The following is a 20,386-nucleotide window of genomic DNA, read 5'->3' as shown; positions in this document are numbered from 1 at the left end:
CACTCACCCTTTCACCGAGCCGGCGATCATTCCGGACACGATCTGACGCTGGAAGATCATGAACATGATCAGCGGCGGGACCGTGACCAGCAGAATGTCCATGAACAGCAGGTTGTAGGAGTTGGTGTACTGGCCCTGGAAGTTGAAGAGGGTCAGCTGCACGGTGGCGTTCTCGTCGCCGGGCAGGAAGTACAGCGGGCTGGTGAAGTCGTTCCAGATGAACACCGTCTGCACCACCACGACGGTCACGACGATCGGCCGCAGCAGCGGGAACACGACACGGAAGAACAGGCTCAGCGGCCCGGCACCGTCGATGGTGGCGGCCTCGTCCATCTCCTTCGGGATACCGGCGATGAACGCCTGGAAGAGCAGGACACAGAAGGCCATGGCGTACGCGATCTCGACCAGGATCAGTCCGGGCATGGTCTTGAACAGGCCGATCTTCTGCAGCACCCAGATGGTCGGGACGACGGCCGGCGGCAGCACCAGACCGGACAGGATGATCAGGTTCGCGGCCCGGGTCAGCCGGCTCCTGCGCCGCTGCAGGACGAACGCGGCCATCGCGGCCAGGATCACGACCACCGACACGCTGGCCACGGTGAGGATCGTGCTGTTGATGAACGCGACGATGAGCAGGTAGTCGCGGGCCTCGATCACCGCCTGGAGGTTCTCCACGAAGGCCCACCGGTCCGGCCAGGAGAAGTCCAGCAGGGCCGACTCCTGCTGCGTCTTGCTCGCGGTGAGCAGGATGAACGCGAACGGGACCAGGAAGACCACACCGAACAGGACGATCGCCAGGCCGCTGAGCGGATAGCTGGGGCGGGTCCGGGTGCTCACGACTCGTCCTTCCGGTTGAAGAACCAGAAAAGGGGCAGCGCGATCAGGATGACCAGCAGGAACAGCACGACGTTCCCGGCCGTGGAGAGCCCGTAGAAGCCGGCCTGGTACTGCTTGTAGACGACCGACGCCATGACGTCGGAGGTGAAACCCGGCCCGCCCTTGGTCATCGCCCAGATCAGGTCGAACTTGCGCAGCCCGCCGATCAGCGACAGCAGGATCACCGACACGGTCGCCGGCTTGGCCAGCGGCAGCGTGATGTTGCGGAAGCGGTGCCAGGCCCCGGCCCCGTCCACCTTCGCGGCCTCGAAGTACTCGCCGGGGATCGACAGGATGCCGGCCATGTAGATGACGGTGGCCAGGCCGATGCCCTGCCAGACGTCGACGAACGCGACCGACAGCAGCGCCCAGTCCGGGTCCACGAGCCAGGCCGGGCCGGTGACGCCGGCCAGCTCCAAGGTCTGGTTGATGACGCCCCGGGTGGGGTGCATCAGGACCTGGAAGGTGAGTCCGACCCCGATCGTGCTGACCAGCACCGGGAAGAACGCGACCGACCGCATGAAACCGCGGCCCAGGATCGGCCCGGTCAGCAGCACGGCCAGGGCCATCCCGAGGACCACCTTGAGCCCCGAGGTCGTCACGGCGTAGACGAGCGTGTGCCACAGCCCGGACGACAGGGCCGGTTCCCGGAAGAACTGCACGTAGTTGTCGAGGCCGATGAACTCCTGGTCGAACAACGTCCAGCGGGTGAGGCTGAACCAGAACGCCATCACCGACGGCACCAGGAAGAAGATCGTGAAGATCAGGCCACCCGGCACCACGAACCAGTACGGGTAGGGACTCTTTCGGCGGGCGGGCTCCGGGACCGTGGTCGCCGGAGCCCCTGCCACCGTCGCGGTGACGACTCCCATCACCAGCCCTGGAGTCCGAGCTGCTGTGCCTGCTTCTTGACGTCCTCGTCGTAGAGCTTCGCGCCGTCCGCGGCCGGCCGGATGCCCGACCCGACCTCGACGGTGATCTGCTCCAGGGCCGGGCCCTTGATCGGTGAGAGGAACTCCAGCGCGGGGCTGGCGGTGCCTGCTTCGACGTACACGCTCAGGTCCTTGACCGAGGTGGCGACGTCGTCCGGCAGCTTGCAGGTCTTCACCGCGAACGGGCCGCCCAGTGAGGTGGCGCTCGCCTGCGCGGCGCAGCCGTCCGGAGACGCCAGGAAGGCCTGGAACTTCTTGGCCGCCGTCAGCTTGTCGCCCCCGGTGCTCTTCGGGATGTAGATGCCGGACGGCTCCCACAGGGTGACGCCGTTCTTGCTCGCGTCGGTGCCGGGCAGCGCGAAGAAGCCGACGTCGTCGGTCTTGCCGGGCGCCGCCCCTTCGATGGCGGTGACCGCGAAGGTGATCATCGGGTAGTGCGCGGCCGTGCCGCCGGCGACCGCGGCCAGGCCCTCGTTGTACTTTGCCGAGGCGTAGTCGTCGTTCCAGTAGCCGGCCCGCTTGAGTTCCTCGAGGTGCTGGAAGCCCGCCAGTGCGGCCGGTGTGGTGGCGTATTTCGCCTGGTTGTTCGTGTACTTGCCGGCGAAGCCGGGGTCAGCGGCGGCGACGTTGTGGAAGTCGGCGAGCACCAGGATCTGCGAGGTCCAGGTGTCGCTGTAGGTCTGCGCCACCGGAGCCGTACCGGCGGCCTTGATCTTGGCGTTGTTGGCCATGAAGTCGGCCCAGGTCTTGGGGACCTGCAGGCCGAGCTTGGCGTAGAGCGGCTTGTTGTAGAGGATGCCGCCGCCCGAGATGGTCTGCCACGGCGATCCGTAGACCTCGGAGCCGCCGGAGACGACCGTCTTGAACGTCGGGTCCAGGTCGCCGACCCAGGGCTCCCCGGTGATCGGTGTGAGGTTGGTCTGCGGAGCGATGGCCTGCAGCAGTGAACCGGAGTTGTACTCGAAGACGTCGGCCATGTCGCCGGTGGAGAGCCGGGTCTTGACGAGGTTGTCGCCCTCGCTGCCCTGCGGCCGGGTGTCCAGCTTGACGTCGACGTCGCCGTTCTTCGCCTCGAAGGCGGCGATGACCGCCTCGGCGACCTTCACGTTGGCGGGGTCGTTGTTGGTCAGGAAGGTGATCTGGGTCTTGCCGTTCGCGTCATCACTCGACCCCAGGGAGCCCGCGCTGCAGGCCGACAACGAGAGCGCGCCGGCCAGCAGAACCGCACCGAGCCTCATATGAACCTCCGGTTTCCCGCATGTTTGTAGATCGGTCTCCAGACGTAACAGCCGTCACAGTAGAACGGTCTACGCCACGGGGCAAGACCAACCTCGAAACGTTTCAAGGACCGCGTTCTCCGACCCGTGGAGAACGGTCTACAGTGAGGCATATGTCGATCAGGAGGGGCCGCTCGGTCACCATCAGCGATGTCGCGGAGGCTGCGGGGGTGTCCCGCGCCGCGGTCTCGAAGGTGATCCGCAACGCCTACGGTGTCAGCCCCGGCATGCGCACTCGGGTGGAGACCGCCATCGAGCAGCTGGGATACCGGCCCAGCGTCGCCGCCCGGGCGCTGCGCGGCTCCAGTTACCGGCTCGGCCTGGAGGTTCCGCACGTCAACGCCCGGTTCATGACCCAGATCATGACAGGCGCCAAGAAGGCCGTCTCCGGAACGCCGTACCAGGTCATCCTGGCTCCCGCCGACGGCCCCGAGTACAGCACCCTCGAATCGCTCGCCGACGGGCTCGTCGACGGCATCATCGCGGTCTCCCCACTGGTCGCCCCGGCCTGGCTGGAGCAGCTCGCCGTCCGGATCCCGGTCGTCATGCTCGGCCGCCACGACACCCCCAGCGGGTACGACACGGTGATCGGCGACGACCACACCGGGGCCCGTGCGGTCATGCGTCACCTGTTCGACCTCGGCCACCGCCGGATCGCCCACCTGACCGAGCCCGAGCCGGTGACCGCACCCGGCACCGGCACCCCGCACGCCATCCGGCTCGAGGTCTACCGCACATGCATGGAAGAGGCCGGCCTCGGCGACCTCGTCCAGGTCGCCCGCCGCCACGACAACTCCGAGCCCGCCCGTCAGGCGGCGGCCGAACTCGTCGCCCGGCCCGACCCGCCGACCGCGATCTTCGCGGGACACGACGACATCGCCCTCGACGCCCTCGCCGCCGTCACTGCCGCCGGGATGCGCGGCCGGGTGGCCGTGACCGGGTACGACAACACCGACCTGGCCGAGCACCCGCTGATCGATCTCACGTCGGTCGACCAGCAGGGTGTCGAAATGGGCGCCCAGGCCGCCACCATGCTGCTGGAACGACTGCAGGGGCGCACCGAACCACGCCACTACACGGCCACCACGACCCTGCACGTCCGCGGCTCCAGCACCCGGCTCCCGAGCTGACATCGTCACCGGGCCGACATCAGGGCGGTAACCGGAGAGCGTGATCAGCTTGAGTAGACTCCCGGGGCGCGACGGCCCGAAGGGATGAAAACGAGATGAGCATGCCGCTGCGCCCGGGCGACCCGGCCACCCTCGGGCGGTACGAGCTGGTCGGACGGCTCGGTGAAGGCGGCATGGGCACGGTCTTCCTGGGCCGCGAACCCGGCGGCCGTCAGGTGGCCATCAAGATGGTCCGCCCCGAGTTCGCGCACGACGCCGAATTCCGTGGCCGCTTCCGCAGCGAGGTGAACCGGGCGAAACAGGTGCCGCCGTTCTCCACGGCCGAGGTGCTCGACGCGGACCCCGATCACGAGCCGCCCTACCTGGTCGTCGAGTACGTGGACGGCCCCAGCCTGGCCGCCGAGATCCGGGCCACCGGTCCGCTCACCGAGACCGCCGTGCACGGCGTGGCCGTCGGCATCGCCACCGCGCTGACCGCCATCCACGGTGCCGGTGTCATCCACCGCGACCTCAAGCCGGGCAACGTGCTGTTCGCCCGGGGCGGCATCAAGGTCATCGACTTCGGTATCGCCCGGGCGTTCGAGGCGACCAGCCAGCACACCCGCACCGACCAGCTGGTCGGCACGGTCGCGTACATGGCACCGGAACGCTTCGACCCGGCGGACGGGCGGCCGGTCACCGCGGCCGCCGACATCTTCGCCTGGGGTGCCGTCGTGGCGTTCGCCGCCACCGGCCGGACCCCGTTCGCCGCCGAGTCCGCCCCGGCCACCGCGATGCGCATCCTGACCCAGGAACCGGACCTGAACGGGGTTCCGTTCTCGCTGCGCGGCGCGGTCGAGCGAGCACTGGCCAAGGAGCCCGGCGATCGCCCCACCGCCCGTGAGCTGCTCGATCTGGTACTGGCCGGCGCCACACCACCGCTGCCGCCCGCCCTGGCCGGACCGACCGTGCCGACTCCGGCCCTGCCCGCACCAGCCCCGTCCGCATCCGCTCTCTCCGCGCCCGCCCCGTCGGCTCCGGCCCCGCCCGCACCCGAGCAGGTGCCGGACGACGCGCCCCTGGCCGCTGCCGCACCGGTCCGGCCCCGGCGGCGGACGCTCGCCGTGGTCGCCACCGCCGTCGCGGTGGTCCTGGCAGCGTCCGCCGGCGTCCTGATCCGCAACGACGTCTTCCAGACTCCGGCCGCGGCACCCCCGGCACCCGGCACCTCCCCGGACGTCCCTGCGTTGCCCGTCACCAGCTCCGGCGCGGCCCGGACGCCGTCGCCGGAGGAGCGCCTCAAGGCCATCCTGCTCGGCAAGAACCGGATGCTGATCCACGCGGCCGAGATCGACCGTGACCTCGCCTACGACAGGCACTTCACCGAGGTGGAGGCCGGGAACGGTACCGGGGCCAAGTCGGAGTTCGCCCTGATCCCGATGGGGGTGGACTTCCTCATCCGGGCCCTGTACGACCCGGACGGCGAAGAGGTCTGCCTGGGGGTGCGGCTCGACCCGGATGCGTTGGACACCCTGGTCGGCACCGAGTGCGCCGCCACCAAGGGCACACTGTTCGAGCTCATCCGCACCGACCTGCTCGACGACAAGAACCGGCCACGGTACTACCTCTACAACGACACCCACGGGTTCCTGCAGTGGGACGCGGACGGCGGCAGTGAGGGCACCGGCGCGTTCTACGTGCAGCAGGTGGGTGACGCTCAGCCGCTGACCACGTTCAGCTTCGTCGACCGCGGACCGGTGCCGTCGCCCTCCCCCAGCCGCTGACCCGTCCGCCGGCCGGGCGGCGGACCGCGACCCGCGTACCCAGCTGAAGGTCTTCGTTCTCGCCCGCGAGTGCACCGCCGACGGGACCTTACGAGCCGACGGGAACTCTCCGGCCGGACGTGTTTCTCGGGTCAGGCGTGGTGCACCGTGGTCAGCTCGGCCAGACCGGAGACCTCCAGCAGCGGGGCGAGCAGCGAGCCGGTACGCACCTCGATGTGATCGGCCTGGGCGAAGAGCGCCGCGAGACCCGCGCTGTCCAGGTACTGCACCGCCGTGAGGTCGATGACCACCGGCGAGCCGTCAGCGCCCGTGACCGCCTCGGTCAGCGCGTCGGCGAAGACGGTGGCGTTGCTCATGTCGATCTCGCCGGCGGCGGTGAGGACGACGGCACCGCCGGGACCGGTGCCCGTCGAGAGGGAGAGCTCGGTGGTCATCAGGTTAGCCTCGCCTGCATGTCGACGACGGTGCCGGTGGTTCCGGAAGTGACGGTGACAGTCTGCATGAAGGCGCGCATGAGCTTGATCCCCCGACCGCGGTACGGGCTGGCCTCCGGGTCCGGCATCTTCCACTGCCCGCTGTCGGAGACGGTCAGCCGCAGATCGCCGGCAGTGGCGGCGGCACGCAGCCGGATCCGTCCGCCGGGGTGCTCGCGATGGCCGTGCTCGATCGCGTTGGCACACGCCTCCCCCGCCGCCACCAGCACGTTCTGAACGACACCGGGTTCGATCCCGCACCGGTCGAGCCACCCCCGCAGCGCCGAGCGGACCGGGGCGAGCCGATGCGCCTCGGCGGGGAAGTCGAGCTCCAGCGGGCCGGGATGCCGGTAGAGCAGCAGTGCCACGTCGTCGTCGTAACCGCTCGCCGGGGCGAGCCGGCTCATGATCTCGGTGGCCAGATCCTCGACCGGGGTACCGAGGCCGTGCCGGACGGCGGTGCTGGCCGCGCCGATCCCGGCTGACAGCGGCTGCCGGCGCCGCTCCACCAGCCCGTCGGTGTAGAGCAGCAGCGTCGCCCGTGGCGGCACCGTGTACTCGGCGTCCGGCCGGTCGGCACCCGGACGCACCGCGACCGGCCGGGACCGGCCCTGATCGAGCAGATGTGTGCTGCCGTCCGGATGACCGACGATCGCCGGTGGATGCCCGGCGCTCGAGTAGGTGAGATGTCCGCTGGCCGGGTCCAGGATGCCGCAGAACACGGTGGCACAGCCGGCCCCCGGCAGCAGCGCGGCGAACCGGTCGAGCGCCATCAGCGTCCGGGACGGGCTGGAGTCCTGCAGCAGCAGCGCCCGGCAGGCGCTGCGCAGCTGACCCATCACGGTCGCCGCCCGCAGACCGTGCCCGACGCAGTCGCCGACCACGATGCCGATCCGGCCGTCGGCCAGCTCGATCGTGTCGTACCAGTCCCCGCCGACCTTCAGCGGCCGCGTCGCCGGCTCGTAACGGACCGCGAAACCGCTGGGCAGCAGGTCCGGTCCGAGGATGGCCCGCTGCAGGGCCAGCGCGGTCTCGCGCTGCTGGTCGATCCGGTCGATGCGGCGCAGGCCCTGGCCGAGGTGGCCGGCCAGCAGGGCCAGCAGCGTTTGGTCGGGGGCGGTGAACGGCCGCTGCGGGCTCGGTTCCACCCAGAGCGCCATGGTGCCGTGCGGATGATCCAGGACCATCCCGGTACCCGCCCGGGTCAGCGCCGGCCGGTCGCGCAGCGCGAGGATCGCGGCGCGGCGTTCCTCGGACAGGGCGTCCCAGGTCACGCCCGGGTCGGTGGCGGTCACCACCGGCTCGTCGCGATCGGCGAAGACGACCGCCAGCACATAGGAGGCCTGCCAGATCTCCCGGAGCTCGCGCAGCACCGCATCGAGTGCCTCACCGAGGCTCTCCGCCTCGGACAGGCGCATGCCGATCGCGGCCAGCGCGCTGTCGCGCTGGATCGCGTAGTGCTCGGCAGTGACGTCACGGAACGTGCCGACCACCACCCGCTTGCCGGTCTCCGGATCGTGAACCTGGTTGAACGAGGCCGCGGCCCACAGCCGGTGGCCGTCGCGGTGCACGACGGGAATGGTGTACGTGCCGTGCGGCTCGTCCAGCACCATCGTGAACGCGTGCGCCACCGCCCGGTACGCGTCGGGGTCGGTCTGCTCGTCCGGCCACCACGGATGCGTCGGCAGGTACGGGACACCCTCCGGGCCGTACCCGAGGATGTCGGTGAAAGCGCTGTTGATCTCGATGACCGCACCGTTCTCGTCGCAGACGAAGAACGCCTCCTGCAACGAGTCGATCAGCGCGGTGCGCCACCGCGCGTGATGGTTGCGGAGCCGGGCCAGCTCCACGTTGGCGCGCACCCGGGCCAGCAGCTCAGCCGCCGAGAACGGCTTGAACAGGTAGTCGTCGGCACCCGCCTCGAGGCCCTCGATCGACGCCTCCTGCCCGGCCCGCGCCGACAGCAGCAGCACCGGCGTGCCCGCCGTCCGCGGGTCGGCCCGCAGTGCCGCCACCAGCTGCAACCCGTCCAGACGCGGCATCATCACATCGCTGACGACCAGATCCGGAACCTCGGCACGCGCGCTGTCGAGCGCCGCCTGCCCGTCGACGACCGCCGTCACCCGGTGCCCGGCGGAACGCAGCAGCCGGGTCAGATAGTCACGCATGTCGGCGTTGTCGTCGGCGACCAGCACAGACGCGCCGTTGTCCGGGTCGGGGCCCGGCTCGGTAGCCGGCGCCGGCGCGTCCCCGGCGGGCAGCCAGCGCAGGGCCTCCTGCAGGAACGAATCGGCGTTCATCGGCCCGGCCCGGCTGTCGTCCGGAGACACCAGGGCGGACGCCGGGAGGTGCGCGTGCCCGAACGGGAGGCGGATGGTGAACGTCGTACCCCGGCCGACCGTGCTCTCCGCGGCGATCGTGCCGCCGTGCAGCCCGATCAGCTCCCGAACCAGGGCGAGCCCGATGCCGCTGCCCTCGTTGGACCGGGACCGGACGTTCTCGATCCGGTGGAACCGCTCGAACAGACGCGGCATCTCCGCCTCGGCCACGCCCGCCCCGGTGTCGGCGACGGTGACCACCGCCGTGGCGCCGTCGGCGCGTACCGCGACCCGCACACCACCGTCGAAGGTGAACTTGAGGGCGTTGCTGAGCAGGTTGAAGAGGATCTTCTCCCACATGCCCCGGTCCACGTACACCGGCTCGGGCAGCGGCGGGCAGTCCACCTCGAGACCGAGGCCGGCCCGCTCGATCGCGGACCGGAAGACACTGGCGAGCTCGGCGGTGGTGGCCGACAGGTCCACCGGCTCGAAACGGGCCTGCATCCGGCCCGCCTCGATGCGGGAGAAGTCCAGCAGCGTGTTGACCAGCTTGCCGAGCCGCAACCCGTTGCGGTGGATGACCTCCAGCTCCTCGGTCACCCGCTCCCCGGAGCCCGCGAGCTGTGTCCGGAGGTCGTCGACCGGACCCATGATCAAGGTCAGGGGGGTACGGAACTCGTGGCTGATGTTGGAGAAGAAGGCGGTCTTGGCGCGGTCCAGTTCGGCCAGTTCCTCGGCGCGGCGCTGCTGGGCCCGATAGCTGCGGGCACCGGCGATGCCGGCCGACAGGTGACCGGCGACCAGCTCGACGAAACCGCGGTAGCCGTCGTCGAACGGCCGATACCGGTTCAGGCCGGCGACCAGGAAGCCGTACGGCGAACCGCCCTGCCGCAGCAGCGGCACCACCAGCGCTCGTGCCGGCGGGTCCGGCCAGTCCCCGCCCGGCAGGCCGCCGGCCGGGTCGAGATCGACCAGGACCGGCTCCCCGTCGGCGACCCGTTCCGCGGGCCACATCGCGGGGTCGGTCGCCGGATGCCCGGCCTCGATCCCGGTCGACGCCGCGAGCCGGGCCGCACCGTCCTCGCCGAACAGGTATGTCAGCGTGAACGGCAGGTCGCGCTGGTTGCGGCCGAGCTGGTGGCTCACGAACTCGAGCATCTCCTCCTGGGTGCGGACCACGCTCGGATCCGAGCCGAGATCACGCAGCGTCGCCATCCGCCGTTCACCGACCACTCGATCGGTGTCCTCGCTGACGACGCAGAGCATGCCGACAAGGGCGCCGTCGTCGTCACGGAGCGGGCTGTAGGAGAACGTGTGATAGGACTCCTCCCGATACCCGGAGCGCTCCAGGAAGAGCAGCAGCGCCTCGTCCCAGGTCGCCTCGCCGGTGCGCAGCACGTTGTCGATGCGGGGACCGATGTCTCCCCAGATCTCGGCCCACACCTCGCTCGCCGGCCGGCCCAGCGCCCACGGGTATTTGCTGCCCAGCGTGTCGCGGCGGTAGGCGTCGTTGCAGAAGAAGGTCAGTTCCGGGCCCCACGCCATCCACATCGAGAAGCGGGAGGACAACAGGATGCTCACGGCGGTCCGCAGGCTCTGCGGCCAGTCGTCGGGCGCGCCGAGGGGACTCGCCTCCCAGTCGACCGCGGCGAGATCGGCGCCGACCTCGGGGTCGGCCGAGAAGGAGCTACCGTTCATCGCGTCCGCTTGTCCCCTTGCCACAGCTCGCCGAAACCATCACGACGTTAGCGGCTGGGTACGGTCACACGGCAGCCGGGTCGTTCAGCCGGGATTCAGTATCGGTGGGCGAGGATGGTCGGCATGCGTGTACTCGTCGTCGAGGACGAGAAACGGCTCGCCTGGTCGCTGCGGGTGGGCCTGGAGGCCGAGGGCTTCACCGTCGATGTCGCCTCGGACGGCGTCGACGGGTTGTGGCTGGCCAGGGAACACGATTACGACGTGATCGTGCTCGACCTGATGCTGCCGAAGCTCAACGGCTACCAGGTCTGCGCCACACTGCGCGCCGAGGAGAACTGGACACCGATCGTGATGCTGACCGCCAAGGACGGCGAGTGGGATCAGGTCGAAGGTCTGGACACCGGCGCCGACGACTACCTGACGAAACCGTTCTCCTATCCCGTGCTGGTGGCCCGGCTCCGTGCGGTGGCACGGCGCGGCGCGCGCGAGCGACCGGTCGAGCTGACCGCCGGAGACCTGCGGATCGATCCGGCCGCGCGGCGCGTCCGGCGCGGCGACACCCCGATCGAGCTGACCGCGCGCGAGTTCGCGCTGCTGGCGTTCCTGGCCCGCAACGCCGGTGACGTCATCTCCAAACAGCGGATCCTCGACGCCGTCTGGGACGCGGACTTCGACGGCGATCCGAACATCGTCGAGGTGTATGTGCGGCACCTGCGCAACAAGATCGACCGCCCGTTCGGCCGGGAGGCGATCCAGACCGTCCGCGGCGCCGGGTACCGGCTGGGTGGCGACGGTGGTTGAGCGCGCCTCGATCCGCCTGCGGACCACTGCCCTGGCCGTGCTGGTCATGGCGGTCACCCTGGCCGTGGCCGCGGTGACCCTGGTCCTGCTGACCCGTGCATCGATGAGCGGCGGGATCGAGGACATGGCCGAGGAACGGGCCACCACGCTGGCCGCACAGGTCGCCGCGTCCGGCCTGCCGGGGGCGACCTCCCCTCCCTCCTCCCCGCCCAACGCCGTCCCCTCCGCGACCGGGCCCTCCGCATTCGGTCCCTCCACCACCGGTCCATCCACCACCGGCCCATCCACCACCGGCCCATCTACCGCAGGCCCGACTGCCGTCGGACCTGCCGCTGCGGGTCCGTCCACCTCTGGCCCTGCCACCGCCGGCCCCGCCGCCCCCGGGCCTGCTGCCGCTGGCACCTCTGCCGCCGGGCCTTCCACTGCCTTCCCGGCCGCTTCGGGCATGTCGGGGCTTTCGTCGGCGGGCGATGACGACGACATGCGCTGGCGGATCCTGGACGCCGACGGCGCGGTCGTGCTGACGTCACCGTCCGACGATGACGACGACCGGTCGTCCGGCGAGGGCTCGCCGTCTCTCGAGGTGACCGAGGACTCCGGGGCGTACACCGTGGTGGTCGAGGCGTCGCTCGAGGAGGTCGACGACGCGACGAGGGCCCTGGTGACGCCCCTGTTCATCGGGGTGGCCGGTGTGCTGATCCTGGTCGGCGGAGTCATCTGGGTGGTGGTGACCGGTGCGCTGGCGCCGGTCGAGCGGATCCGCCGGGAGGTCGAGGAGATCACCGGCGAGCGGCTGGACCGGCGGGTGCCGATACCGGTGGCCCGCGACGAGATCCACCGGCTGGCGTCCACGATGAACCGGATGCTCGCGCGCCTGCAGGACTCCCGCGACCGGCAGCAGCGGTTCGTCGCCGACGCGTCGCACGAGCTGCGCTCCCCGCTGGCCGGCATCCGGCAGGCGGCCGAGGTGTCCCGGGCACATCCCGGCGCGTTGCCCGAGGGGGAGCTGGCTGAGGCCGTCCTGGAGGAGGCCGGGCGGATGGAACGCCTGGTCGAGCAGTTGCTGCTGCTCACCCGGACCGGTGGAGCCGGGGCCCGGCAACTACAGGATGTGGACGTCGACGACCTGGTGCTGGCCGAGGCGCGGCGGGTGCGGCGGGCCGGGCTGACGGTGGACGCGTCCGGCGTCGGGGCGGGCCGGGTCCGCGGGGACGCGACGGCGCTGGCCCAGGTGGTCCGCAACCTGGTCGACAACGCGGCCCGGCACGCCCGTGGCGCGGTGGCGGTCACGGTCGGTTCCACCGGCGACCGGGTGATGCTGGTGGTCGAGGACGACGGGGCCGGGATCCCGGAGAGCGAGCGGGAGCGGGTCTTCGAGCGGTTCGTGCGGCTGGACGAGGCACGAGACCGGGACGCCGGCGGGAGCGGCCTCGGCCTGGCGATCGTCAGGGAGATCGTGACCGCCCACGGCGGGTCGGTCAGCGTCTCCACGTCGTCGCTGGGTGGGGCACGTTTCGACGTACGGCTCCCGGCTTCCTGAAAAGGTCTTCAGCCGCGTTCAGGTGAGGTTCAGGGACCGGGGCGCAGGGTGTGGCCGTAACCGATCATCAGGAGAAAGGCACAGCTCATGAAGACCAGCAAACGAACCGTCATCGCGGGTGTGGCCGTCGTCGCCGCCCTGGGCGCCGGTGGCGCGGTGTGGGCCACCGCGGCGAACGCGGACGGGCCCGATGACGACCGTGTCCTGAGCGCCCAGGAGCGCTCGTCGGCCGAGTCGGCCGCTCTCGCCGCCGTGGCGGGCGGCACGATCCTCGACGTCGAGGCATCCGACGACAAGGGTGTCGCCTACGAGGCCGAGGTCCGTGACCCAGCCGGCCAGGAGTGGGACATCGACCTCGACAGCACCTTCAAGGTGCTGACCAAGTCCGCGGACACCGAGGCGGACAACGAGGCCGACGACGACACGGACGACAGCACCGAAGACGACGACTAATTGTTGTCGCGGGGGCTTTCCTAATTGGAAACGGGCGAGTAAAACAATCTTCACGGTTTCGGCACTAGCAGTGCTAATAGTTGCGCGCGTTCTCCTTCGCCGTGGCCGGACAGGGCGGCTCACGGCCGCGCCGCACGACGCCGGGAGATGCCGATGGCCCCACCTGCTCGCCCCCGTTCACGCCACTGGCAGTGGTTGCTGCTGATACCTACGGCAGCGCCACTGCTGACCCCGTTCGCCAACCGGATCGAACCCACCCTGCTGGGCGTGCCGTTCTTCTTCTGGTACCAGTTCGCCTGCGCTCTGCTCGCGACGGTCGTGATCACCGTGGTCTACCTGGCCACCCGGGGAGAACGGCCATGACCGACCGGGGAATCGAGGTCGGCGTCTTCCTGGCGCTGATGACGCTTGTCGTTCTCGTCGGGTTCGGCGCCGCCCGCTGGCGCAGGCCCGCCGACCCCTACGACATCGAGGAGTGGAGCGTCGGCGGGCGGGCGTTCGGCAACTGGACGATCTGGTTCCTGCTCGGTGGCAGCATGTACAGCGCGTACACGTTCATCGCCGTACCGGCGCTTACCTACGGCGTCGGCGCGATCGGCTGGTTCGCCGTGCCGTTCGCCATCGTCACCACCCCGCTGACCTTCTACTTCACGACCCGCGCCTGGTCGGTGGCGCGACGGCACGGGTTCCTCACCCACAGCGAGTTCGCCACCGCCCGGTTCGGCTCGCCCGGCCTCGGCGCTCTGGTCGCGATCACCGGCATCCTGGCCACCATCCCGTATGTCGCGGTGCAGCTCATCTCGCTGCAGGCGGTGCTCCGGACCATCGGGTTCGGCGGCGAGTGGCCGCTGCTGGCCGCGGTCACCCTGGTGTCGGTGTGCACCTTCCGCTCCGGGCTGCGCGCGCCGGCCCTTCTCTCCGTGGTCAAGGACGTGCTGCTCGGCTGGATGCTGCTCACCGCGGTGCTGATGGTCGCCATGTATGGCGGCTGGGGCAGCACCTTCCGGATCGCCGCCCACCGGTTCGCCACCAGCCCCAACCCGGCCGATGGACTGCTGCTGCCGGACACGGGCCACCTCGGGTTCCTCACCCTGGTCATCGGGTCGGCGCTGGCCATCTTCGCCTACCCGCACGCGCTTGTCGGCATGCTCGCGGCCAAGGACCGGGACACGGTCCGCCGCAACGCCGCGGCCCTGCCCGTCTACTGCATGGCGCTCGCGGTGATGGCCATGCTCGGCTTCTTCGCCCTGGCCCAAGGGGTGACCCCGGCCGACGGCGACCTCAACACCGTGGTGCCCCGGATGATCCACGAGTACTTCCCCGCCTGGTCGGCGGGGATCGCGTACGCCGCTCTGAGCATCGCCGCCCTGATCCCGGCCGCCGTCATGTCGATCGCCGCGGCCAACACCTTCACCCGCAGTCTTTACCGCACCTACCTGCGGCCCGGCGCGTCCCCGGCGGCCGAGGCCTGGACGAGCCGCTGGACGTCGCTGTTCGTCAAGTTCGGCGCGGCGGCCCTGATTCTCGCCGTCGACCCGGCGTTCTCCGTCGATCTGCAGCTCATCGGCGGCGTGCTGATCCTGCAGACCATCCCGGCTGTCTTCCTCGGTCTGCTCACCGGCTGGTTCCATCGTGCCGCTCTCACCGCGGGGCTGCTCAGCGGTTTGACCGTCGGCCTCGTCATGATGTGGGACATCCCGAAACTGGACGCGACCGGCCGGGTCGTGGCCGACCACTTCGGCGGGTCCAGCTGGCCGCTCGGCGACGGCCGCACCATCTACGTCGGTGTCGTCGCGCTCGCGGTGAACCTGCTGGTCACGGTGGCGCTCACACTGCTGCTGCGGGCCGTCGGGTCGGCCGGCGGCCGAGATCGGACCCGACCGGACGATTATCTCGCGGACGCGGGCGACCCCTACCTGAAACGGCTCGACGAACTCATCGACGGACTGCCCACCGCCGCCGAGCGCCGCGAGAGGGTCGGCTGAGGCGTGTGCGGTCCGCTCGGCCACGCTCGGCGAGCAGTGTTACGCGGCCCGCGAAAGTGTCGGTGGGTGCTGCTAGGTTCTCGGCACTGTTCGGCGAAGCGTCACTACGCGGCCAAGGGAGTCCCGTGGGCATTTACAAGAAGCTGAAGACCTTCGCGGGCCTGCCCGTCGTCGACGTCGAGACGAAGAAGAAAAAGCTCCCCGACGACCCGGCCGCGGTGGCCTGGGTGATCGACATGGAGGACTTCGAGGCCGACCCGGAGGAGCTCGAGGCCGCCTTCGAGAAGGTCCTGGAGCGCACCGGTCCGGCCGGCCCGGCCGCGCTGATCATCGGCGAGTGGGGCTCGGCCTACGAAACCCCGTTTCCGTACGATCTGCTGGTCCGCAACGCCGGCCGGCTGAGCGCGCTGCGGTCGCTGTTCGTCGGCGAGCTGACCGGCGAACAGTGCGAGATCTCCTGGATCCACCAGGACGACATCACGCCGGTGCTGGAGTCCTTCCCGGCTCTGGAGCGCCTGTGGGTGCGCGGCGCCGAGGGCCTCAGCCTGAAGCCGGTCCGCCACGAGAATCTGCGCGAGCTGGTGCTCCAGTCCGGTGGCTTGCCGGCCGAGGTGGTGCGGGCTGTCGGCGCGAGTGACCTCCCCAGCCTGACGCACCTGGAGCTCTGGCTCGGCGTCGACGAGTACGGCGGCGATGCCCGCGCCGACGATCTCGCCCCTGTCCTGGCCGGCCGCACCCTGCCCGCACTCACCTATCTGGGGCTGCGCAACGCCGAGATCGCCGATGAGCTGGCCTCGGCCGTGGCCGCCGCACCGATCGTCGCCCGGCTCACCGACCTCGATCTGTCGATGGGTGTGCTCGGCGACACCGGAGCCGAGACCTTGCTGGCCGGTCAGCCGCTCACCCACCTGCGGTCGCTGAAGCTCCGTCACCACTTCATGTCCGAGGAGATGGCGCAACGGCTTGTCGACGAGCTTCCCGGGGTGGAGGTCGACGTCTCCAAGCGCCAGGAGGAAGAGGAGTGGGGCCGCTACACGGCGGTGTCCGAGTAGTGCGTCTCGCCGTCGTCGGAAATCCGGAGAACCGCCGGGTCCGGCTCTTCACCGAGGCTGTGCGCCGGGCCGGTCTCGCCGAGCCGGAGATCCACCCGTGGCGTGACGTGCTCGTCTCGGGCCGTGTCCCGGGACCGGGCACCCACGTGCGCATGGACTCACCCGGGGAGAACGCCGAGGTCGACCGGCTGCTGCGCGAGCTCGGCAGCGGCCGGCCCACCACCGCCGCCGAACACGGGGAGATCACCGGGACGGCATCGGCGTTCACGGGGCTGCGGGAAGCGCTGCGGCGCGTCGAGGCCGGCGGTGGAGAGCTGCTCAGCCAGCCCGCCGACATCCTCACGATGACCGACAAGCCCCGCTGCCACGCGCTGCTCGCCGCGTCGGGCGTCCCGGTGCCGTCCGCGCTCCCGGCGGTGCACGACTACGACTCGCTGCGCGCCGCGATGTCCGGGGCAGGCTGGGGCCGGGTCTTCGTCAAACCGTCGCACGGCTCCTCGGCGTCCGGCGTGCTCGCCCTCACCGCGGCCGGAAACCGGATCACCGCGGTCACTTCGGTCGAGCTCAGCGGTGGCCGGCTCTTCAACAACCTGCGGGTCCGCCGCTACGACGACGAGTCCTCGGTCCGGGCGATCGTCGACCGGCTGGGCCCGGACGGGCTCCACGTCGAGCGATGGTTCCCGAAAGCGACCCTCGACGACCGGACGCTCGACCTGCGGGTCGTCGTCATCGCCGGATCGCCACGCCACGTGGTGGTCCGCACCAGCCGCTCGCCCATGACGAACCTTCACCTGGGCAACGCCCGCGGTGACGTGGCAGCCGTCCGGGCCGCCGCCGGTGAGCGCGCCTGGGCCGCGGCCATGCGGGCGTGTGCGCGGGCCGCCGCCTGTTTCCCACGGACCCTGCAGGTGGGCGTGGACCTGATGTTCCGCAACGGCTGGCGGGAGCACGCGGTGGCCGAGGTCAACGCCTTCGGCGATCTGCTGCCGCGCGTCCTGGTGGACGGTCTCGACACCTACGACGCGCAGGTCCGGGCCCTGACCGCGGGCTGGCCGGCCACCATCGCCTCTGCCGACGCTCGGGCCGGTGTGGTGTGCGCGAGCTGATCGGGAGTCATGACCTGCTGTTCGTCACGCTGGACACGCTGCGGTACGACGTGGCCGCCGGGTGTCTTCAGGCCGGGCGTACGCCGTACCTGTCCAAGGTCCTGCCCGGCGGCGTGTGGGAGCGGCGGCACACCCCGGCGAGTTTCACCTACGCCGCCCATCACGCGTTCTTCGCCGGGTTCCTGCCCACACCGGTGACGCCCGGCCCGCACGAGCGGATGTACGCGGCACGGTTCGGCGGGAGTGAGACGAGCGGCCCCGGGACGTACGTCTTCGACGCCCCGGATCTGCCCACCGCACTCGCGGCGGCCGGCTACCACACGGTCTGCCTGGGCGGTGTCGGCTTCTTCAATCCCGCCGCGCCGCTGGGCCGGGTGCTGCCGGGCCTGTTCGCCGAGTCGCACTGGGAGAAGGCGTTCGGTGTCACCGCCCCCGACTGTCTCGGTGCCCAGCTCGACCGCCTCGAGACGATCGTGCACGCCCTGCCACCGGCGAAACCGCTGTTCACGTTCGTCAACGTGGCGGCGCTGCACCAGCCGAACCGGCACTACGTCCCCGGCGCCGGCTCCGACGACCTGTCGACCCACGCGGCCGCACTTGAATATGTGGACAGCCGGATGGGCCGCCTGTTCGACCTGGTCACCGGCAGAGGGCGGCCCTGCCAGGTGATCATCTGCTCCGACCACGGCACCCTCTACGGCGAGGACGGCCACACCGGCCACCGCGTCGCCCACGAGGCCGTGTGGACAGTCCCGTACGCCGACTTCATCCTGGACGCCCGGTGAACCTCGACTCGCCCTATCAGGGTTACCTCTACGCCTACCCGCACAAGACCGCCTACCGGCGCCTCGAACCACGCCCGCTGTTGAGCGACGTCTGGGCGGGGCAGCGGCAGGATTCCCTCTTCGGGTACGTGCACCTGCCGTTCTGCGAGATGCGATGCGGCTTCTGCAACCTGTTCACCAGGGCGAACCCGCCCGCCGAACAGGTCACCGCCTATCTGGCCCAGTTGCGCCGGCAGGCCACCGCGGTCCGGGACAGCCTCGATGCGGCAGCGTCGTTCTCCCGCCTCGCGATCGGCGGTGGCACCCCCACCTATCTGACCGCCCCCGAACTCGAGTCGCTGTTCGCGATCCTGGGCGCGGCCTTCAACGCTCCCTCGGTGCCGTTGTCGGTGGAGACGTCACCGGCCACCGCCACGCCGGACCGGCTGGCGGTCCTCGCCGCGCACGGGACCACCCGGATCAGCATCGGCGTGCAGAGTTTCCTGGACACCGAGGCGCACGCGGCCGGGCGGCCACAGCGGCTCACCGAGGTCATGGGTGCGTTGCAGGCGATCCGGGACGCGCGGATCCCGGTGCTCAACATCGACCTGATCTACGGCATCGACGGGCAGACCCCCGGGACGTGGCAGCACTCCCTCGACGAGGCGTTGCGCTGGTCACCGGAGGAGCTGTACCTCTACCCGCTGTACGTGCGCCCGCTCACCGGGCTGGGCCGGCGCGCCCACGCCCGCGCCGACTGGGACCGGCAGCGGCTGGAGCTGTACCGGCAGGCCGTCGAGGTGCTCACCGCGGCCGGCTACGTCCGCCACTCGATGCGTCAGTTCCGCCGGGCCGACGCGCCGGTCCCGGACGGCCCGGACTACTGCTGTCAGGACGACGGCATGGTCGGTCTGGGGTGCGGCGCGCGGTCGTACACGACGGAGCTGCACTACTCGTTCGACTACGCGGTGGCCGTGCCCGAGGTTCGCGCCGTCATCACCGACTACCTCTCCCGGCCGGCCGGCGACTTCCGTTACGCCGAATTCGGTTTCCGTCTCGACGCGGTGGAACAGCGTCGCCGCTGGCTGCTCAAGTCGCTGCTGCGCGCCGAAGGCATCGACCCGGCCGCCTACACGGACCGTTTCGGCAGCCGGCACACCGACGACTTCCCACAGCTCGCCGACCTGGCCGACCGTGGTTGGCTGAACCGGTCCCACACCGTGCTCACCCCACTGGGACTGGATCACTCCGACGCCATCGGCCCGTGGCTGGTCTCCGGCGAGGTCCGTGCGGCGATGGGGAGCTACCTCCTGCGATGACCGATCTCTACGTGCTCTATCGCGGGCCGCTGGCCAGTTGCAACTACGACTGCCCGTACTGCCCGTTCGCCAAGCGGGTCGACCCGCCGGAACTGCTGCGGGCCGACCGCGCGGATCTGGAACGGTTCGCCGGCTGGGTGGAGGCGACCACCGACCGGCGGCTCTCGGTGCTGTTCACACCCTGGGGCGAAGGGCTGACCCGATCGTGGTACCGCGACACGATCGTCCGGCTTTCCCACCTGCCGCACGTGGCACGGGTCGCCATCCAGACCAACCTGGCCGCCCGGACCGGCTGGCTCGCCGAGGCGAACCCACGGGTGGCGGCGTTGTGGGCCACCTACCATCCGGGCCAGGTGACGCGGGCCCGGTTCCTGGCCCGCTGCCGGGAACTCCGGACGCTCGGTGTCCGCTTCTCGGTCGGCGTCGTCGGCCTGCCCGAGCACCACGACGAGGCCGTGGCGTTGCGGGCCGCGCTGCCATCGGACGTCTACCTGTGGATCAACGCCGCCGAGGGGCATCTCTACAGTGCCGACGAGGAGCGGCGCTGGACCGCCCTGGACCCGCGGTTCGGCGACAGCGTCCGGCCGCATGCCTCCCTCGGACAGCCGTGTCACGCGGGCGAGACGGCGATCTCGGTCCTTGGTGACGGCACGGTGCGCCGCTGTCACTTCATCAAGACCCCGATCGGCAATCTGTACGACGGGAGCTGGCGCACGGCGCTGCGGCCACGCCCGTGCACCAATTCCCTGTGCGACTGCCATATCGGGTACGTCCATCTCAAGCCGCTGGCACTACGCGACGTGTACGCCGACGGCCTGCTCGAGCGCATCCCCGTCGCCTGGCCGCTGCCCTGACGTTCCGGCGCGGTCGCCGGCCGGATGCGGCGCGGCGCCGCTGGG

General features: G+C 70.6%; 17 protein-coding genes. 12 read left to right on the top strand and 5 right to left on the bottom strand.

Annotated features, from left to right (window positions below; translation table 11 throughout):
* Positions 1–3 precede the first annotated feature (3 nt).
* The 3 genes from AB0G04_RS41710 to AB0G04_RS41700 are packed head-to-tail and all read right to left on the bottom strand — an operon-like array spanning position 4 to position 3,046.
* Positions 4–837 carry a carbohydrate ABC transporter permease gene (locus tag AB0G04_RS41710; RefSeq protein ID WP_360995474.1) on the bottom strand — a complete coding sequence of 278 codons (834 nt, stop codon included), beginning with the start codon at positions 835–837 and terminating at the stop codon, positions 4–6.
* On the bottom strand, positions 834–1,748 hold the full coding sequence (locus AB0G04_RS41705; RefSeq protein ID WP_360995471.1) for a sugar ABC transporter permease: 915 nt from the start codon (positions 1,746–1,748) through the stop codon (positions 834–836). The genes AB0G04_RS41710 and AB0G04_RS41705 overlap by 4 nt, the downstream gene beginning before the upstream one ends.
* Complete coding sequence (locus AB0G04_RS41700) at positions 1,748–3,046, bottom strand: extracellular solute-binding protein (protein ID WP_360995468.1); 1,299 nt, start codon at positions 3,044–3,046, stop codon at positions 1,748–1,750. The genes AB0G04_RS41705 and AB0G04_RS41700 overlap by 1 nt, the downstream gene beginning before the upstream one ends.
* Before the next feature lie 152 nt (positions 3,047–3,198).
* On the opposite strand from AB0G04_RS41700, the gene AB0G04_RS41695 reads away from it, so the two are divergent.
* Positions 3,199–4,215: a LacI family DNA-binding transcriptional regulator gene (locus tag AB0G04_RS41695; protein WP_360995464.1), complete on the top strand. Its 1,017-nt coding sequence runs from the start codon at positions 3,199–3,201 to the stop codon at positions 4,213–4,215.
* A 101-nt stretch (positions 4,216–4,316) separates the two neighbouring features.
* A complete protein-coding gene (locus AB0G04_RS41690) occupies positions 4,317–5,978 on the top strand; it encodes a serine/threonine-protein kinase (RefSeq protein WP_360995462.1) in 1,662 nt (553 codons plus the stop codon).
* A gap of 131 nt (positions 5,979–6,109) precedes the next feature.
* Here AB0G04_RS41690 and AB0G04_RS41685 read toward each other — a convergent pair whose 3' ends face one another.
* The gene (locus AB0G04_RS41685; protein WP_360995460.1) at positions 6,110–6,412 is read right to left on the bottom strand and encodes an STAS domain-containing protein; all 303 of its coding nucleotides are present in this window, start codon (positions 6,410–6,412) and stop codon (positions 6,110–6,112) included.
* A complete protein-coding gene (locus tag AB0G04_RS41680; RefSeq protein WP_360995457.1) occupies positions 6,412–10,467 on the bottom strand; it encodes a SpoIIE family protein phosphatase in 4,056 nt (1,351 codons plus the stop codon). The genes AB0G04_RS41685 and AB0G04_RS41680 overlap by 1 nt, the downstream gene beginning before the upstream one ends.
* A 123-nt stretch (positions 10,468–10,590) precedes the next feature.
* Between AB0G04_RS41680 and AB0G04_RS41675 the strand changes: the two genes are divergently transcribed.
* The 10 genes from AB0G04_RS41675 (at position 10,591) to AB0G04_RS41630 (ending at position 20,341) form a co-directional block, all read left to right on the top strand.
* Positions 10,591–11,268: a response regulator transcription factor gene (locus AB0G04_RS41675; RefSeq protein ID WP_360995454.1), complete on the top strand. Its 678-nt coding sequence runs from the start codon at positions 10,591–10,593 to the stop codon at positions 11,266–11,268.
* Positions 11,261–12,808 (top strand): ATP-binding protein, encoded by a 1,548-nt coding sequence (locus tag AB0G04_RS41670; protein WP_360995451.1) that lies wholly within the window; start codon positions 11,261–11,263, stop codon positions 12,806–12,808. The genes AB0G04_RS41675 and AB0G04_RS41670 overlap by 8 nt, the downstream gene beginning before the upstream one ends.
* A gap of 87 nt (positions 12,809–12,895) precedes the next feature.
* Entirely contained in the window at positions 12,896–13,261 is a 366-nt protein-coding gene (locus AB0G04_RS41665; RefSeq protein ID WP_360995448.1) for a hypothetical protein, read from the top strand.
* Positions 13,262–13,414: 153 nt separating this feature from the next.
* Positions 13,415–13,624, top strand: coding sequence for a DUF3311 domain-containing protein (locus AB0G04_RS41660; protein ID WP_360995445.1), 210 nt, complete (start codon positions 13,415–13,417; stop codon positions 13,622–13,624).
* Positions 13,621–15,246, top strand: a complete 1,626-nt coding sequence (locus AB0G04_RS41655) for a sodium:solute symporter (protein WP_360995442.1) — start codon at positions 13,621–13,623, stop codon at positions 15,244–15,246. Before AB0G04_RS41660 ends, AB0G04_RS41655 begins: the two co-directional genes overlap by 4 nt.
* Positions 15,247–15,371: 125 nt before the next feature.
* On the top strand, positions 15,372–16,298 hold the full coding sequence (locus AB0G04_RS41650) for an STM4015 family protein (RefSeq protein ID WP_360995440.1): 927 nt from the start codon (positions 15,372–15,374) through the stop codon (positions 16,296–16,298).
* A complete protein-coding gene (locus AB0G04_RS41645) occupies positions 16,298–17,404 on the top strand; it encodes an STM4014 family protein (RefSeq protein WP_360995437.1) in 1,107 nt (368 codons plus the stop codon). Before AB0G04_RS41650 ends, AB0G04_RS41645 begins: the two co-directional genes overlap by 1 nt.
* The gene (locus tag AB0G04_RS41640; RefSeq protein ID WP_360995435.1) at positions 17,392–18,189 is read left to right on the top strand and encodes an STM4013/SEN3800 family hydrolase; all 798 of its coding nucleotides are present in this window, start codon (positions 17,392–17,394) and stop codon (positions 18,187–18,189) included. The genes AB0G04_RS41645 and AB0G04_RS41640 overlap by 13 nt, the downstream gene beginning before the upstream one ends.
* Entirely contained in the window at positions 18,186–19,487 is a 1,302-nt protein-coding gene (locus AB0G04_RS41635) for an STM4012 family radical SAM protein (RefSeq protein ID WP_360995432.1), read from the top strand. Before AB0G04_RS41640 ends, AB0G04_RS41635 begins: the two co-directional genes overlap by 4 nt.
* Positions 19,484–20,341 carry an STM4011 family radical SAM protein gene (locus AB0G04_RS41630; RefSeq protein ID WP_360995429.1) on the top strand — a complete coding sequence of 286 codons (858 nt, stop codon included), beginning with the start codon at positions 19,484–19,486 and terminating at the stop codon, positions 20,339–20,341. Before AB0G04_RS41635 ends, AB0G04_RS41630 begins: the two co-directional genes overlap by 4 nt.
* Positions 20,342–20,386: the final 45 nt, after the last annotated feature.

It is taken from the genome of Actinoplanes sp. NPDC023801 (assembly GCF_040639655.1).
In the GTDB taxonomy this organism is placed as follows: domain Bacteria; phylum Actinomycetota; class Actinomycetes; order Mycobacteriales; family Micromonosporaceae; genus Actinoplanes.
The sequence above is the reverse complement of the archived record's forward strand: the minus strand, read 5'-3'. Positions and strand labels throughout refer to the sequence as shown.